This is a genomic window from Peribacillus sp. QJM3NY_7 (assembly GCF_056173225.1).
The window spans coordinates 1148369-1163318 of record NZ_CM149663.1 but is presented as its reverse complement, the minus strand read 5'-3'; the positions used below and the strand labels follow the sequence as shown (position 1 = coordinate 1163318).

The following is a 14950-nucleotide window of genomic DNA, read 5'->3' as shown; positions in this document are numbered from 1 at the left end:
TAGCACGTGTTAATAGGATTAATGGCCGCGTCGGATACTCATGAAAACAACTACTTCACCGAAATAGCCAAAACCGCTAAATCATTTAATATGAAAGTTTGCAAATTCTCACTGGAAAATATTGATATGGATCTGAAAAAAGTGAGGGGCGAGCGTTTTGATGCCGAGAACGAAACTTGGATTGCCACATCTTTTGATTTACCTGATTTTGTATATGATCGCTGTTTTCACGGTTTAGTCCGTGAGTCAACGGAAACGCGACACAAAATCGAGTGGTTAAAAGATAACACGAATTTCTTAGGACTGGGCCTTCCTGGTAAGTGGGAAGTGTACCAAATCCTAAAAAACCATCCACACCTACAGGCATTTTTTCCAGAAACCGTACAAGTGACGACACCTGAAGATATTATAGGACATTTGGAACGCCTGGATAAAATCATCATCAAACCTGAATTCGGTGCAGGCGGTACAGGAATCTATCTCCTTTCAAAAACCGAAGACGGGACTTTGGTTTCCATGACGAAAAAGGGCACCAAATATGACCGCCCATTCTCCTCCAAATCTCAGCTTAACAAATGGCTGCAGCATTTATTAAATCGATACCGTTATCTTTGCCAGCCATATTTGGAACTTTGCACCCAAAATAATGAGCCATTCGATTTACGGATTTTACTTCAAAAAAACGAGAAGAATCAATGGATGGAACGGGGCCGCGGAATTCGCACGGGACAAAAAGACGGAATTACTTCAAATCTTGCCACAGGCGGGGAAGCCATTTCATTGGATACCTTCAACAAAAGAAACCCGGAAACGATTTCGATTGCTGTCGAACAAAAGATTCATCATATCCTTCGCACCCTGCCCGTTGAAACCGAAGCAGTCTTTGAAAGATTATTCGAGTTGGGAATTGATCTAGGCATCGATAAAAAAGGCCAAATATGGATAATGGACATTAACTCGAAGCCTGGCAGGAAAATCATTCAGGCACTACAGCCGGAGACCATGAAAGATATTCATCGAGCACCGTTTCAGTATAGCCAGTATTTAGCCGAACAGCTTCAGAAAGCAGGTGAATAGGAAGTGAGAAAGACTTATCCTGCCGAAATTGCCGCTATCCCTGGCAATGTTCTCTACTACCCTTCAGAGCTTGGAGATTTGGCAGAGATTGAATTAATTTATTTCGGACGGCATTCATGTCCTGCCATCGTCAAACAAAACCCGGCCGTCAATCAAACAATCGTGCTATCGAAAAGTCTTGCGGAATCTCTACTATTCGATCATACCGATATTCCCCTTCATTTATTCATATACGGCAAGAGCATCCATATCGGACCGCTTGTCGGAATCTTTTCCTCAGGCTTCACTGGCCTTTCAAACAAACCTTTAGGGGAGAGATCTGAATTTTTCGCAAAGCTCCTTTCGCTTAGCAAGACCACAGGCTGTATTCCCTTTGTTTTTGGAGAGAATGTAATCAATTGGGATGAGGAGACAATCAAAGGCTATGTATTTGATAAAGATGACTGGAACATTTATGAATTTCCTTTTCCTAATGTCATCTATGACCGGCTACCAAATCGGTTGACGGAAAACCGTGATGGACCTAAAGAAGTGAAGCAGAAATTCCAAAAAATATATACCATACCATGGTATAACCCCGGATTTTTCAATAAATGGGATGTAAATGAAAGGTTATGCGCAGATGAGCGGGCACTGCCTTATTTGCCGGAAACGTATCCATTTCAATCCATATCCGTGGTGGAAACCCTTCTTTCGCATTACCGGCAAGTTTATATAAAGCCCATTCACGGTAGCCTCGGTCTAGGGATTCACCAAATTCTTTATGATAAGCATGAGAATGTTTACTATTGCCGCTATACAAACGAAGCAAAAGAAAATAAACTGCAACGGTTTTCGACATTGGAATCCATCGTTAAACACATTTTTCACGACCGCCCGCTCGAGAATCTGATCGTGCAGCAGGGCATCCCATTAATTCGATCTGAAAAACGTCCAGTGGATTTCCGGGTCCATACGAACAAGGACAGTAATGGAAAATGGCAGGTGACCGCGATTGCCGCAAAAATCGCCGGCGCCGGCAGCGTCACGACCCATATTAAAAGCGGGGGTGTCATCAAAACGGTTGCCGAACTGTTTGGAGATGACGATGAGGCGACAGAAGTCGAACGAAAGCTATCGGAAGCCGCACTGATTTTAAGTGACAGTATAGAAAAGAACTTGGACGGCATCATCGCAGAAATAGGATTCGATTTTGGATTGGATAAAAAAGGGCAGGTTTGGATGTTTGAAGCCAATTCCAAGCCTGGACGTTCCATCTTCTCCCATCCAAAACTCAAGGATTTCGAATTGCTGACCAGAAAGCTAAGCCTTGATTATGCCATTTATCTTACGGAACAGACGATTACAAAATCAATCAGAGTGCCGCAATGAACATTTTTTATGATATCCCCACTGAAAATTGGCACCACACTCATGAGAATGCGGAACTTTTCGCCGGCTCTGCCGAAGAAGAAATCAGCTATAAAAAGAACCATTCGAATCAACCTCTAATTCCAATCACAACATTTCCGGGTAACCGGATGCTAACCGTCGGAATTTTAACTGTTTCCAATCCCAAAAAGGAATCAGGTTTGGGTGGAAACCTGACCCTTTTTCGGGACTTATCATTATATTTATTGAAACATGGAATATTGGCGTATGTATTCACAGGAAATGCCCTTCATTCCGAGTCGATGAAAGGGTATCTTTTTTCCTCCATTTCAAACAAGTGGATTGAATGTAAAGTGCCCTTCCCTGACATCGTCTATAACCGTATCCCCTGGAGGAGCTATGAGGCGTCAGAGGAATTCGAACATCTTATCACACATTTTAAAGATAACCGAATGACTCTATTTAACCCCTGTTTTATAGATAAATATGTGATGTTCGAAGCATTAACTGAAGATGGATCCCTCACCAACCACCTTCCGCCCACCATGGTCTTACGAAACAGCGGTTGCCTTGATTCTTTCCTGGAGACATACAGGCATATATACCTTAAGCCATGCAAAGGAAGCCAAGGGAAGGGCATTTATACCATTATCAAAAATGATGATGATACCCTATTGTTCAATAGCTTAAAGCATAGTGAGTCCTTCCCTGATTTTGCTTCCTTCTGGGATACAAAAAAAAGGGATTTATTAAAAAGGAGCTATCTTGCTCAACAGGCGATCATACCAAAAAAACTCTTTGGGCATCGTTATGATTACCGGATTCTCGTCCATTATGAAAAAGGTTTTTATAAAGTGACCGGCAAAGCGGTAAGGATGTCGCAAACCCAGGAAATCACCACCCACACTCCCCGAGGCGGAAAGCTTTTTCCTTATCAGGACCTTAAATCAAAAAACCTGGATCTGAAATTAGCGAATGTCGCCCAAAAATGCGGAGAGATACTTTCAAAAAAGATCGGGTTTCTCGGAGAGTTTTCCATTGATATAGGGGAAGACGAATCGGGCTCGCTTTTCATATACGAAGTGAACTCAAAGCCGATGCAATTCGATGAAGAAGAAATTGAAACAAACAGGCTTTTGCATTTAAAAAATCTTTTCATTGAATTAACTTTTCCCAACCTGAAAAGAAAATAACACCTCCAGCTGCCGTTTTCCATTATAATCGAATGAGAAACAGTATATATGGAGGTAATACATATGATCACTCATTTTCAATGGGAGCCATTGCATAAGAATCTGCCAGGATGGAAAATTTCCTTTTATTTCAACAAGCAGGCAGTCAAAGCCTTGTATCATAAAGATGGATCCATCGAGTGGACAGCCAATCCGCCTTCCGAAACAGATGAAACCAAACTCAAAAGCATGATACATGATTTAATGATCTTCCATGTTTATGAATGAAACCCCTTTACATTCATGAAATCGCTAAACAGAATAAAAAAAACTCCTTTGCCTAAACTAAAGAAAAGGCTAGGAGGGATTTCTATTGGATAAAGAAAAAATGACATTTTTGAAGGATACCGAATATGATGGCAAGGACTCCGTTTACCTGGATATCGACCGTATCATCAATGAAGGAATGGCGGGCGGAAATGTGTATGAAGTCGCTAACCTTCAGAACATTGAAGAAGCACATGATTTTTATGATGAAACAGATCCCAATGTCAATAAATGAATAATGTGGGCTCTCTTATGGAGAGCTCTCTTTTATTTCAGTCAGACCGTTAAACGGATAGCAATCAAATAGTCCCATTCTCCCTCGCACTTAAAATATTTTCGTTTAATATCGATGTAATGATATGCTCTGAATCCCATTCATGCCCAGATATCTCGATAAGGGGATAGCGATTCGGTAAAACAACCTGCTGGATTTCATGAACGGTCAGCCCTTGAGAATGCAAGCGTAAAATTTCCCCTTGGAGATTTTCCAGATAATCCAGTTTTTTTCGAAACATCTCCTTCCCATCAGGGACATGCCCAGCATGACAGCAAAACACTTCCCCGAAGTCATATTGAAGCAATCTTTTTATGGAATCGATGATCACCGGGACGGACTCTTCCCGTAAGACAAGTTTTGTTTTTGGGGTTACGAAAAGGTCTCCTGAAAAGAGCACGCCATTATTGTGATTCAAATACACCATATGGTCCTTTGCATGACCTGGGGTAAAAATCGGCTCCCACGTTTGGGTACGGGAATGAATGGCCTTCCCCAGAGGCTCAGCTTTAAAGGCGTCTCTCTTTCCCCAGAAATTTTTGCGATATTCAGGATATTCAGCATCCTTTGAACAAACCTCAACCGACATCGGGTTAATGAAAAGAGGGACCTTTTTATGTTCCTGTATCCAGGCAGCGCCCCCCGTATGGTCTTCATGATAGTGAGTCAGGGCCACTGAGTCGAAGTCTGCGGATTCATAGAATGGGATGAGCTCTTCCAATAAAATCTGTGCGCCAGTATCTATCAATAAGCCATCCGTTAAAAAGACATACACACTCATCCCCGCCTTGTTCCCGCCAGGAGTCCCATGCACGCAAACCACATCATTTATCGTCTTGATCTCTATCATTCGGTTTCCTCCCCATCATTGTATAAATATAGTTTCATCTTCCTTTTTTTAACTTTACTATAATAAATGTAGTACCACTTTACCTTTTTGACAAGGAAATATTGGAATAATTAACATTGATGAAAATGCTGGATTATTGCATAATAGCCCATTTTCCATGAATCGTTTTGACGGACTGTACCAGATTTAATGACAAAAAAATCAAAGAAACGATTGACATTGCCGGATTTTACAAATAATATAGATTATATTATAAAACTTGAAATATTCTAAAATAATAATTTACTTATCAAGAGTGACGGAGGGATCAGGCCCTGTGATGTCCGGCAACCGCCCTTAGGGAACGGTGCCAATTCCTGCAGAATGATTGCATTCTGAAAGATAAGCCGAGATATGATTTCGCTGCCTCTTTCTGAATGATAGAGGCAGCTTTTTTAATGTGTAAGGGGGAAAGCTCATGATTGAAATCCGTTCAGTCCGAAAGGAATACGTCTCGAAGAAAAACCGAGTTATCGGAGTGGATAACGTATCTTTAACCATTCAAACTGGTGAAATATATGGAATTGTCGGCTACAGCGGAGCTGGAAAAAGCTCATTACTCCGCTGCTTGAATTTGCTTGAACGTCCGACAGGTGGAAATATCATTATCGACGGCATTGATTTAACCTCTTTATCTAGCAAAGAGCTTCGTAAACAACGCCAAAAAATCGGAATGATATTCCAGCACTTTTCCCTGGTCAGTTCAAAAACCGTTTATGAAAATGTCGCTTTCGCCTTAAGGGCCGCGCATCGATCGAAGGACGCGACTAAGTTACGTGTATTGGAATTGTTGGAAATAGTAGGGCTCAGCGATAAGAAAAATGTCTATCCTGCACAGCTTAGCGGTGGACAGAAGCAACGGGTCGGCATCGCTCGTGCGTTAGCAAATGAACCCACTGTACTATTATGTGATGAAGCGACTTCTGCCCTTGATCCAACAACTACAAAAGCGATTTTACAGTTATTGAAAAAGATAAGCAGTGAGCTTGGTATCACCATCGTGTTGATTACACATGAAATGGAAGTGGTCAAAGAACTATGCCACCGAGTCGCCGTGATGCAGGATGGCCGGGTAATTGAAGAAGGACCCGTTTATGAAATATTTTCACAGCCCAAACAGGAGTTAACGAAGCAATTCATTAGCAGTGTACTGGATTTCGAACTCCCTTCGCACTTGATTGAAGAAAGTGAAGGTACGATTATTAAGATCCAATTCGAAGGGCAAACCGCCGGTGAATCGATTCTTTCGGATACTCTCCAATCCCATGCAGTAAACGGAAATATTTTACACGGTAAAATTGAGTATATCCAGGATGTTCCTTTAGGCATTTTAATCATCGAGTTAATTGGCGATGCCGTCCAAATTCATTCGGCATTGGAATATATAAAAAATCGTTCCAGTTCTGTGGAGGTGTTAAAACATGTCACTGCTTAATCCCATCGTCAATATTTTACCTGATCTTAATAAAGCCTTTCTTGAAACGATTTATATGGTCGGCGTTTCTCTTGCAGTAGCCCTGCTGATCGGTTTACCGCTTGGAGTATTGCTATTTACAACAACCAGGAATTTATTTTTTGAAAATGGCATCGTGAATCGATCTCTCGGTTTCGCAGTCAATATTGTCCGTTCAATCCCGTTCATCATTCTCTTGGTCGCCCTCCTTCCTTTAACGGACCTACTTACAGGATCGACGATAGGGCCAAGAGCAGCTTCTGTTTCCCTGTCCGTATCCGCAATACCTTTTTTTGCAAGGATTGTTGAAACGGCATTACGTGAAATAGACAGAGGAGTGATTGAAGCTGCAATTGCCGTAGGTGCCACTCCATGGATGATCATTAAGGATGTACTTCTTCCAGAGGCAAAACCGGGAATCATTCAAGGACTGACATTAACGACCATATCGCTAATCGGTTACTCAGCAATGGCTGGGACAATCGGCGGTGGCGGAATTGGCGACCTGGCCATCCGGTACGGATATTACCGATATGACAACACAGTCATGATCACGACGATCGTCGTGCTGATCTGCCTTGTGCAACTCATTCAAATGGTTGGTGACAAAGTTTCATACATAGTTAACAAGCGATAGGTTCAATCACTTTTTTTAATGACTCAATACATTTCATTACTCAGGAGGAATTTCAAATGAAGAAAATAGCTTCGTTATTATCAGTCTGTGCACTTGCACTCGGCTTGGCAGCTTGCGGGAGCGATGATGCATCCCCAAATACAGAAGACAAAAAAGAATTGAAGATCGGGGCGACTACCGGGCCGTACGCCGATATGGTTAAGGAGGCCATCAAACCAGGTCTGGAAGATCTCGGATACAAAATAGAGATCGTCGAATTCACCGACTATATCCAGCCGAATAAGTCGCTTGGCAACAACTCGATCGACGCCAACCTTTTCCAGCATAAAGTGTACATGGATAACTTCGCTAAAGAAAATGATTTAAAGCTTTCCGACCTTATCATAGTTCCAACAGCGCCAATGGGCATATATTCTAATAAGTATAATTCATTGAAAGAAGTGAAAGACGGTACATCCCTTGCAGTGCCCAATGATCCGGTTAACCTGGCACGTGCACTAAAAGTGCTGGTGGATGAAGGGTTGATTGAAGTCGATCCAAATGTCGACCCTTTAAAAGTATCTGAAAAGGATGTAACGAAAAATCCAAAAAACATCCAGCTAAAACCATTGGAATCCGCTCAGTTGCCCCGCGCAACAGACAGCGTCAACCTATCGGCGGTCCCTGGCAACTTTGCTCTTGCAGCGAAAATGGACCTCAAGGATGCCCTAGTCTTAGAAAACATGCCGGATATGTATCGAAACGTTGTTGCAGTGAATACAAAAGATGTAGACGCTCAATTTGCCAAGGATATTAAATCAGTAGTGGAATCCGACCAGTTTGAAAAAGTGATCGATGACAAATTTGCCGGATTCGGAAAACCAGACTGGATGAATTGATCAAATAATCAAGGCCTGCTTCCCCTTTACCGGGAACAGGCCTTTCATTAAGGAGAGAAAATATGAATACCATACTGGAGGTCCGCAGCGGCCCCGCTTATTACGCCTGTAAAGCAAATGTCCTTGAAAACCTGGAAGTGAAACTGAGTAGAGGGAACATTCGTAAAGTGCTCGTTATTCATGGACAAAAATCCTGGGAAGTTACTGAACCCTTCTTCCTTCCTTAGAAAATATTGAGACGATCTTTTTCACATACGGCGGGGAATGCAGTGACCCGGAAATTGAACGCGTCAAGAAGGCAGCTCTTGAACATGGTGCAGATGCCTTAATTGGCATTGGCGGCGGTAAATTGCTCGACCTCACCAAATCGGCCGGAATCTCGCTTCAAAAGGAAATCATCCTCATTCCAACCTTGGCTTCCACCTGCGCTGCCTGGACACCGTTGAGTGTCATTTATGATGATAATGGTTCATATGTCCGTTATGATATTCATGAAAAAAGCACTTAGATGTTATGATCGAACCATGAATTCTTCTTAATTCGCCGATTAACTATTTACGTGCTGGAATCGGCGATACATTGGCGAAATGGTACGAGGGCAATGCACTGGCCGAAAAGCTTGCCACCAAGTCCGTTTGTATTGAATTGGCCCATCTGGCCGCAAGGCAATGCCAGGAAGTTTTATTGACATATGGCGAGGAAGCCTTAGCTGATTTGGAAAAAGGGTAATGGACAGATGCGCTGCAGCGTGTAATTGAAACGAACATCATCACAAGTGGTCTTGTTGGTGGATTTGGCGGCCAGTACTTGTGCGTTGCCGGTGCCCACTCCATTCATAATGGCATGACTTCCATCACCCAAGCGCATCATTTACTTCACGGGGAAAAAGTGGCATATGGCATTTTAGTCCAGCTTGTGCTAGAAGGGAAATTCTCGGAAATCAAACAATTGCTGCCCATCTACCGGGTGCTTAAATTGCCGATGACATTGCTTGATATTGGCCTGACTGTTGAACATAAGGCGGAACTTCAACAGATTGCAGCCCACTCTGTCAAAGAAGGTGAAGACATCCATCTTCTTTTCCCTGATATCAACAAGGAAAAAGTGACAGCCGCCATGGAAAACCTTGAAATCCTTACAAACCATGCAAGCCCTTCCTAAAAAAGCGATGGGGTTTTGACCCCATCGTTTTTTTTGATTCCTCATTGTATAAAATCATCCTTTCCACCAAGCATACATAATGTTCCATTAATACTTCAGTATAATAAAAGAAGGTCTCAACCTATTGTCTGTTTCCATAATCCAAGAAGATCACTTTCATGTTGTCTGTGCATGCCTGCTTTTCTATCGGCGGATTCCGGACGGCCCTTTTCCCAATTCCATATATCTTCGAGAGTATCTGATAGGGGACGGAATGTTAGTCCATTATTGATTGCTTTATCGTTGTCGACAGCCAAAAACCCATTCAAAGGTTCCTTACCTCCTGGTAAAGGGAATTCTTCCGGTATCCATAAAGGCATTTCTCCCCACGGCTCTACTTTATTGTCATTTAAAAATTTTTCAGAGACCCATGTAAAGGCAGCATTACTTCTTGTTACCTTTTTGCAGCCTTCTAGTATTTGCCCCATATTCAGTGTGTATTCTGGCCCAACGGCATTATACGTACCTGTCACGCCTTTTTCCATCATTTGGATGATCCATTGAGCCAAGTCCCTTGCATCGATAATTTGGATTGGACGTCCAGGGCGTCCAGGCGCTAAAACTTCTCCCCCTTCCGCTATTCTTTTAAGCCAGTACGGCATTCGGTCAGTGTAATCATATGGACCTACTATTTGCCCGGCACGAATTGACAAAACTTTCCCCGGCATTTCTTTTTCAGCTGCTTTTTCGCTTAATGATTTTAACGGTCCATAATATTCACCGTATATCGGTCCAGCCGTTCCGCGGGTTATTTCTTCTGCTTTATCATCATTTAGTGCATGAACCTCTCCATTTTCATCAATACCTGGTTCGGTTGGATCACTATAAACCGAGATGCTTGAAATATATGTATAATGTTTAACTTGATTAAGCAACCGGCAAGATTTCGATACAGTTCGAGGGATAAAGCCTGATGTATCAATTACTGCATCCCACTGTCTCCCTTTCAGCATTTCAAGATCCCCGTCGCGGTCCCCTTTTAACTGTTCTATTTCGGGGAAAACATAAGGATCATTTCCACGATTAAAAAGGGTGACTTCATTCCCCTTCTCTATTGCAGCTTTTGCTATATATCGGCCTAAAAACCGTGTACCACCCAATATTAAAATGTTCATGGATCTCCTCCTCTTAAACGATATTCCATAAAGCATACGCAATACCCTTTCCTGAAATTAATAATACTTGCAACTTTTCTTTGGTTTTCCCTTCTCGGAAAAACTAAAGATATCCTAATCTTTTGAACTTTATTCTTTTTCGCTATAATGATATGGAAAGGGAGAAAGAAGGTGGAACCGATGCTTGAAAATCTTAAACAAAAATTCCCGAACGCTCTTACCAATAAAAAGGATACTGATGATATTTCTAATTATGTTTGGTTCGAAGACTTCAGAAGTATACTTGGTATTCCCCGTTCAGAAATCACAGCAGAAGAAATCCGTTTATTGGAACTGCTTTTTGTTCCTTCCATAAACCCAAATAACCTCAATGCACATCCAGGCTCATCATGGAAAAGTTTTTTATCCGAACCGAATGCACCATTGCCTTTAACGAGCTGGGAGAATGTTCGATTCCTTCATTTCAGGTTGACTCATGCAGATTTTTCCAACTCCGATTTTGAAGGGGCCTTCCTCGCTTTCGTTCCATCTGACGCAGCTATTATTTGGGAAAATGAAACGGCAGGCGTCTTAATTGAACCGGACAAGGATGAACCATTATCAAATAAAGAACTGATCGCCATTACTTCCACACTTGAAAGTGACTTTTATGTAAAGACCCGTATGTTCAGCGGGCGATTTCACCCTGTAGATCAAGACCTTCGCCATCACTGGACTCAGGAGAAAAAGTGTTTTGAAGTGGCACAGGTGCATCTGCCGGATATAAAAGTGAGTGATTTGGCAGACATCATCCCATACTCATTAATAAATGATCCATCCTTTAAGAATGCAAATTGGTTTATCAATGAAATTCTTGGGAAGACCAAGCAGGATACTGAGCTTATCAAAACGGTTAAAACGTATATCGAATGTAACTCCAATGCCACATATGCCGCCAAACAGCTTTATATACATCGGAACAGCTTACAATACCGAATCGATAGATTCTCTGAAAAAACTGGTCTCGATATTAGAAACTTCCGTCATGCCCTTACTGCATACTTGATACTTTTACTGAATGATTAATTTCCAATGTAAACACTTTTTTGTGCAATATGCCCATATTTTTTTCAAAACCTATAGCTTAGACTATAGCTAATTGGTACAAGTAATCTAAGAGTTTAAAAGGGGGATTTTTCATGGCAGAGTTAGTGTTAGATCATATATTCAAGATTTATGATAAAAAGGTGACGGCTGTTAAAGACTTCAACCTTCGTGTTGCCGATAAGGAATTCATCGTTTTTGTGGGACCTTCAGGTTGCGGTAAATCAACGACATTAAGGATGATTGCCGGACTGGAAGACATTTCCCAAGGGGATTTATACATAGACGGCAAGCGGGTCAATGATGTCCCCCCTAAAGATCGCGATATTGCGATGGTTTTCCAGAACTACGCCTTATATCCTCATATGTCTGTATTTGACAATATGGCATTCGGATTAAAGCTCAGGAAAACGCCAAAAGCTGAAATCAAGCAAAGAGTAAATGAAGCGGCAAGGATTCTCGGACTTGAAGAGCTGCTAAACAGGAAACCTAAAGCGCTTTCAGGTGGTCAGCGCCAGCGTGTTGCACTTGGCCGTGCAATTGTAAGGGACGCAAAAGTTTTCTTGATGGATGAGCCATTATCCAATCTCGACGCAAAACTGCGGGTTCAAATGCGCGCTGAAATAGCTAAACTGCATAAACGGCTCGACACCACAACGATATATGTCACACATGACCAAACAGAGGCAATGACCATGGCGACACGTCTTGTTGTAATGAAAGATGGTATCATCCAACAGGTCGGTGCTCCAAAGGATGTTTATGAGAAACCAATAAACGTGTTTGTCGGCGGCTTTATCGGATCGCCTGCCATGAACTTCTTTACCGGAACATTAAAAGAAGGCACAATCAAAATAGGCGAACAAACGCTTGAAATACCTGAATTTAAGATGAAAATGCTACGTGATCAAGGATATGTCGGAAAAGATGTAATCCTTGGAATCCGTCCGGAAGATTTCCATAATGAAGGAGCTTATTTCACGGAGTCCCCTAACACTACATTCACGACCCAAATTGATGTAGCCGAACTCATGGGCGCGGAGATCATGCTCTACTCCACTTTAGAGGGGCAGGACTTCGTTGCAAGGGTCGATGCCAATAACATTATCCAGGCAGGCGAAAAGATCGAACTTGCCCTCGACATGAATAAAGCGCACTTTTTTGATAAAGGGACCGAACATCGCATTTTAGTTGAAGAAGATGAACAGATGCAGGAAAGCATGAAGTTATCTGCCAATTAAACATGAAAAGACCCATTCATTATGGGTCTTTTTACGTTTATTAAAATAAGGGGCGATTCATTCCTGGACCAATACCACTTCATCATGTCCGCATTCAGGGCATTTCATGAGATGGGGGCATTGCCCTTTTTGAAGGGATTGAGGGTATCCGTCGTTTTCTTTAAGTATGTCGATATCCATATAAGCACTGTAATCATCAGCATAATCCATGAATTTCCCTTTATCCTCAAGTTCACTGCCGCATTCCGGGCAATCCACATGAATTTTTCTTAGACCGTTGCAAAGCGGGCATATAGACATTGTTTTTCCTCCTGTTCCAGATACTTATGATTTCAGTATTTGTCGATTCCAGTATTTTAACACATGGAAACACCCTCCCTAATGCTAGAGGGAGGGTACTTCCATCCAATTATTTATTAACCATGTTAGCAGGATCGACCCATGCTTTGAATTCATCTTCCGTCAGGAACTCCAGTTTCAATGCCGCTTCTTTTAACGTGGAGTTGTCCTTGAAGGCAGTTTTGGCGATCTTGGCTGCTTTTTCATAACCGATATGCGGGTTCAATGCTGTTACCAGCATAAGGGAACGCTCTACATTTTCTTTGATCTTATCTTCATTTGCAGTGATGCCAACCGCACAATTATCGTTGAAGGAATGAATGCCTTCCGTCAATAATTTGACCGTTTGCAGGAAGTTATAGATGATGACTGGTTTGAATACATTCAATTCAAAGTTACCTTGGCTTGCTGCAAAGCCAATTGTAGCATCGTTACCCACGATTTGTGTCGCAATCATGGTAAGCGCTTCACTTTGGGTCGGATTGACTTTACCTGGCATGATGGAGCTGCCCGGCTCGTTTTCCGGAATGGCAATTTCTCCGATTCCGCTTCTCGGTCCACTTGCAAGCCATCTGACATCGTTCGCAATTTTCATTAAATCTGCCGCCAATGCTTTCAAAGCACCGTGTGCGTAGACGATTTCGTTATGGCTAGTCAATGCATGGAACTTATTATCAGATGTGACAAAAGGATATCCTGTATCCGCTGCAATTTGTTTGGCAGAAAGTCCCGGGAATTCTTTCTTTGTATTGATTCCGGTTCCTACAGCCGTTCCGCCTAGAGCAAGGTTCAATAGTTTTTGGCTGCTTTCCTCAATCATCGCCAAGTCTTTATCGAGCATCGCTTTCCAACCGGAAATTTCTTGTCCTAATGTTAAGGGTGTAGCATCTTGAAGATGTGTCCGGCCGATTTTCACGACATCCCAAAATTCTTTTTCTTTTATATCGAATGTATCACGAAGTGCTTTGATGGCAGGAACCAATTTTTCAGCAACTTCCATAAAGGCTGCAATATGCATGGCAGTCGGGAAAGTATCATTTGAGCTTTGTGCCTTGTTAACATCATCATTCGGGTGAAGGATTTCCGATTCACCATTTTCTTTTAACCATTCATTCCCTTTGTTAGCGACCACTTCATTCACATTCATATTACTTTGCGTACCGCTTCCCGTTTGCCAAACTACAAGCGGGAAATGTTCATCAAGCGTACCTTCAAGGATTTCGTCGCAAATCTTGACGATGGCGTTCTTTTTAACTTCGGAAAGATCGCCAAGATCATAGTTCACCTTTGCAGCAGCTTGTTTAACGTATGCAAATGCACGAACCAATTCAATCGGCATTTTTTCGTTACCGATTTTGAAATTGTTACGGCTTCTCTCAGTTTGTGCTCCCCAATATTTATCAGCAGGAACTTTCACTTCACCCATCGTATCACGTTCGATTCTGTATTCCATGTGTTCTCCTCCTAAGTTTGCACTATTCATTGAAGAATTTTTGCATATGAAATGAATAATGTCGGATTATTCTTTCTCTCCATACATTGTACAAACTTTATTATTTTAAAGCAAAAATATCCCGCTGACCCTTTCCATATATCTGAAAAATCCTAGTCCATTCATATTTAGATGAAAATTTGGATATTCTTTTTTGACACATAAAGTGTAGGCACCGCTAGGCTTCAATTGACCTGGCCATGAACACCAACACATCATCACCCCAAAAATGTCCTTGACAGTGTTTTGTATATATAGTAAATTCAAAAGAAATTGAATAATCTAAACTCTTATCGAGAGAGGTAGAGGGAATGGCCCGATGACACCTCAGCAACCTTCATTTGTTTCAAACCAATGAAAAGGTGCTAATTCCACAAGTTTATGAACTTGGAAGATAAGAAG

At 41.9% G+C, this 14950-nt stretch carries 18 protein-coding genes and 2 riboswitches; of the genes, 14 read left to right on the top strand and 4 right to left on the bottom strand.

Annotated features, from left to right (window positions below; translation table 11 throughout):
* The first annotated feature begins 6 nt into the window (after positions 1-6).
* The 5 genes from AC0VX1_RS05520 to AC0VX1_RS05500 all read left to right on the top strand — a co-directional run bounded on the left by AC0VX1_RS05520 (position 7) and on the right by AC0VX1_RS05500 (position 4182).
* A complete protein-coding gene (locus tag AC0VX1_RS05520) occupies positions 7-1077 on the top strand; it encodes a YheC/YheD family endospore coat-associated protein (protein ID WP_475470283.1) in 1071 nt (356 codons plus the stop codon).
* Between the two features lie 3 nt (positions 1078-1080).
* Positions 1081-2448 (top strand): YheC/YheD family endospore coat-associated protein, encoded by a 1368-nt coding sequence (locus AC0VX1_RS05515; RefSeq protein ID WP_057275781.1) that lies wholly within the window; start codon positions 1081-1083, stop codon positions 2446-2448.
* Positions 2445-3641 (top strand): YheC/YheD family endospore coat-associated protein, encoded by a 1197-nt coding sequence (locus tag AC0VX1_RS05510; protein WP_475470281.1) that lies wholly within the window; start codon positions 2445-2447, stop codon positions 3639-3641. The genes AC0VX1_RS05515 and AC0VX1_RS05510 overlap by 4 nt, the downstream gene beginning before the upstream one ends.
* A 63-nt stretch (positions 3642-3704) precedes the next feature.
* Positions 3705-3908, top strand: coding sequence for a YheE family protein (locus tag AC0VX1_RS05505; RefSeq protein WP_034314751.1), 204 nt, complete (start codon positions 3705-3707; stop codon positions 3906-3908).
* Positions 3909-3993: 85 nt separating this feature from the next.
* Positions 3994-4182 (top strand): hypothetical protein, encoded by a 189-nt coding sequence (locus AC0VX1_RS05500; protein WP_034314753.1) that lies wholly within the window; start codon positions 3994-3996, stop codon positions 4180-4182.
* 64 nt (positions 4183-4246) lie between these two features.
* Here AC0VX1_RS05500 and AC0VX1_RS05495 read toward each other — a convergent pair whose 3' ends face one another.
* A complete protein-coding gene (locus tag AC0VX1_RS05495) occupies positions 4247-5071 on the bottom strand; it encodes an MBL fold metallo-hydrolase (RefSeq protein ID WP_475470279.1) in 825 nt (274 codons plus the stop codon).
* 283 nt (positions 5072-5354) lie between these two features.
* Positions 5355-5459: riboswitch (SAM riboswitch) on the top strand.
* Between the two features lie 69 nt (positions 5460-5528).
* Between AC0VX1_RS05495 and AC0VX1_RS05490 the strand changes: the two genes are divergently transcribed.
* From AC0VX1_RS05490 to AC0VX1_RS05460, 7 genes are all read left to right on the top strand, one after another.
* Positions 5529-6545: a methionine ABC transporter ATP-binding protein gene (locus AC0VX1_RS05490; RefSeq protein WP_475470277.1), complete on the top strand. Its 1017-nt coding sequence runs from the start codon at positions 5529-5531 to the stop codon at positions 6543-6545.
* Positions 6532-7200 carry a methionine ABC transporter permease gene (locus AC0VX1_RS05485; protein ID WP_048687408.1) on the top strand — a complete coding sequence of 223 codons (669 nt, stop codon included), beginning with the start codon at positions 6532-6534 and terminating at the stop codon, positions 7198-7200. Before AC0VX1_RS05490 ends, AC0VX1_RS05485 begins: the two co-directional genes overlap by 14 nt.
* 56 nt (positions 7201-7256) lie before the next feature.
* Positions 7257-8078, top strand: a complete 822-nt coding sequence (locus tag AC0VX1_RS05480; protein WP_475470274.1) for a MetQ/NlpA family ABC transporter substrate-binding protein — start codon at positions 7257-7259, stop codon at positions 8076-8078.
* A 62-nt stretch (positions 8079-8140) separates the two neighbouring features.
* Complete coding sequence (locus AC0VX1_RS05475; protein WP_413009383.1) at positions 8141-8305, top strand: hypothetical protein; 165 nt, start codon at positions 8141-8143, stop codon at positions 8303-8305.
* 5 nt (positions 8306-8310) lie between these two features.
* A complete protein-coding gene (locus AC0VX1_RS05470; RefSeq protein WP_475471714.1) occupies positions 8311-8586 on the top strand; it encodes an iron-containing alcohol dehydrogenase in 276 nt (91 codons plus the stop codon).
* 71 nt (positions 8587-8657) lie between these two features.
* Positions 8658-8807: a hypothetical protein gene (locus AC0VX1_RS05465; protein WP_475470272.1), complete on the top strand. Its 150-nt coding sequence runs from the start codon at positions 8658-8660 to the stop codon at positions 8805-8807.
* 78 nt (positions 8808-8885) lie between these two features.
* A complete protein-coding gene (locus AC0VX1_RS05460; protein ID WP_475470271.1) occupies positions 8886-9239 on the top strand; it encodes a hypothetical protein in 354 nt (117 codons plus the stop codon).
* Between the two features lie 116 nt (positions 9240-9355).
* On the opposite strand, the gene AC0VX1_RS05455 is transcribed toward AC0VX1_RS05460, so the two are convergent.
* A complete protein-coding gene (locus AC0VX1_RS05455; RefSeq protein WP_475470269.1) occupies positions 9356-10393 on the bottom strand; it encodes an NAD-dependent epimerase/dehydratase family protein in 1038 nt (345 codons plus the stop codon).
* A 180-nt stretch (positions 10394-10573) separates the two neighbouring features.
* On the opposite strand from AC0VX1_RS05455, the gene AC0VX1_RS05450 reads away from it, so the two are divergent.
* Positions 10574-11458 (top strand): PucR family transcriptional regulator, encoded by an 885-nt coding sequence (locus AC0VX1_RS05450; protein ID WP_475470267.1) that lies wholly within the window; start codon positions 10574-10576, stop codon positions 11456-11458.
* 113 nt (positions 11459-11571) lie between these two features.
* Positions 11572-12717, top strand: a complete 1146-nt coding sequence (locus tag AC0VX1_RS05445) for an ABC transporter ATP-binding protein (protein WP_098185206.1) — start codon at positions 11572-11574, stop codon at positions 12715-12717.
* Positions 12718-12774: 57 nt separating this feature from the next.
* Here AC0VX1_RS05445 and AC0VX1_RS05440 read toward each other — a convergent pair whose 3' ends face one another.
* Both AC0VX1_RS05440 and fumC read right to left on the bottom strand, forming a co-directional pair.
* A complete protein-coding gene (locus AC0VX1_RS05440; protein ID WP_034314767.1) occupies positions 12775-13017 on the bottom strand; it encodes a hypothetical protein in 243 nt (80 codons plus the stop codon).
* Between the two features lie 109 nt (positions 13018-13126).
* A complete protein-coding gene (fumC, locus tag AC0VX1_RS05435; RefSeq protein WP_475470264.1) occupies positions 13127-14509 on the bottom strand; it encodes a class II fumarate hydratase in 1383 nt (460 codons plus the stop codon).
* A gap of 326 nt (positions 14510-14835) precedes the next feature.
* Positions 14836-14949: riboswitch (SAM riboswitch) on the top strand.
* Position 14950: the final 1 nt, after the last annotated feature.

Excerpts from the sequence above, each read along its gene's own strand:
- AC0VX1_RS05510 (WP_475470281.1), top strand. The coding sequence starts at position 2,445 with ATGAACATTTTTTATGATATCCCCACTGAAAATTGGCACCACACTCAT.
- AC0VX1_RS05505 (WP_034314751.1), top strand. The coding sequence starts at position 3,705 with ATGATCACTCATTTTCAATGGGAGCCATTGCATAAGAATCTGCCAGGA.
- AC0VX1_RS05495 (WP_475470279.1), bottom strand. The coding sequence starts at position 5,071 with ATGATAGAGATCAAGACGATAAATGATGTGGTTTGCGTGCATGGGACT.
- AC0VX1_RS05490 (WP_475470277.1), top strand. The coding sequence starts at position 5,529 with ATGATTGAAATCCGTTCAGTCCGAAAGGAATACGTCTCGAAGAAAAAC.
- AC0VX1_RS05485 (WP_048687408.1), top strand. The coding sequence starts at position 6,532 with ATGTCACTGCTTAATCCCATCGTCAATATTTTACCTGATCTTAATAAA.
- AC0VX1_RS05480 (WP_475470274.1), top strand. The coding sequence starts at position 7,257 with ATGAAGAAAATAGCTTCGTTATTATCAGTCTGTGCACTTGCACTCGGC.
- AC0VX1_RS05475 (WP_413009383.1), top strand. The coding sequence starts at position 8,141 with ATGAATACCATACTGGAGGTCCGCAGCGGCCCCGCTTATTACGCCTGT.
- AC0VX1_RS05455 (WP_475470269.1), bottom strand. The coding sequence starts at position 10,393 with ATGAACATTTTAATATTGGGTGGTACACGGTTTTTAGGCCGATATATA.
- AC0VX1_RS05450 (WP_475470267.1), top strand. The coding sequence starts at position 10,574 with ATGCTTGAAAATCTTAAACAAAAATTCCCGAACGCTCTTACCAATAAA.
- AC0VX1_RS05445 (WP_098185206.1), top strand. The coding sequence starts at position 11,572 with ATGGCAGAGTTAGTGTTAGATCATATATTCAAGATTTATGATAAAAAG.
- AC0VX1_RS05440 (WP_034314767.1), bottom strand. The coding sequence starts at position 13,017 with ATGTCTATATGCCCGCTTTGCAACGGTCTAAGAAAAATTCATGTGGAT.
- fumC (WP_475470264.1), bottom strand. The coding sequence starts at position 14,509 with ATGGAATACAGAATCGAACGTGATACGATGGGTGAAGTGAAAGTTCCT.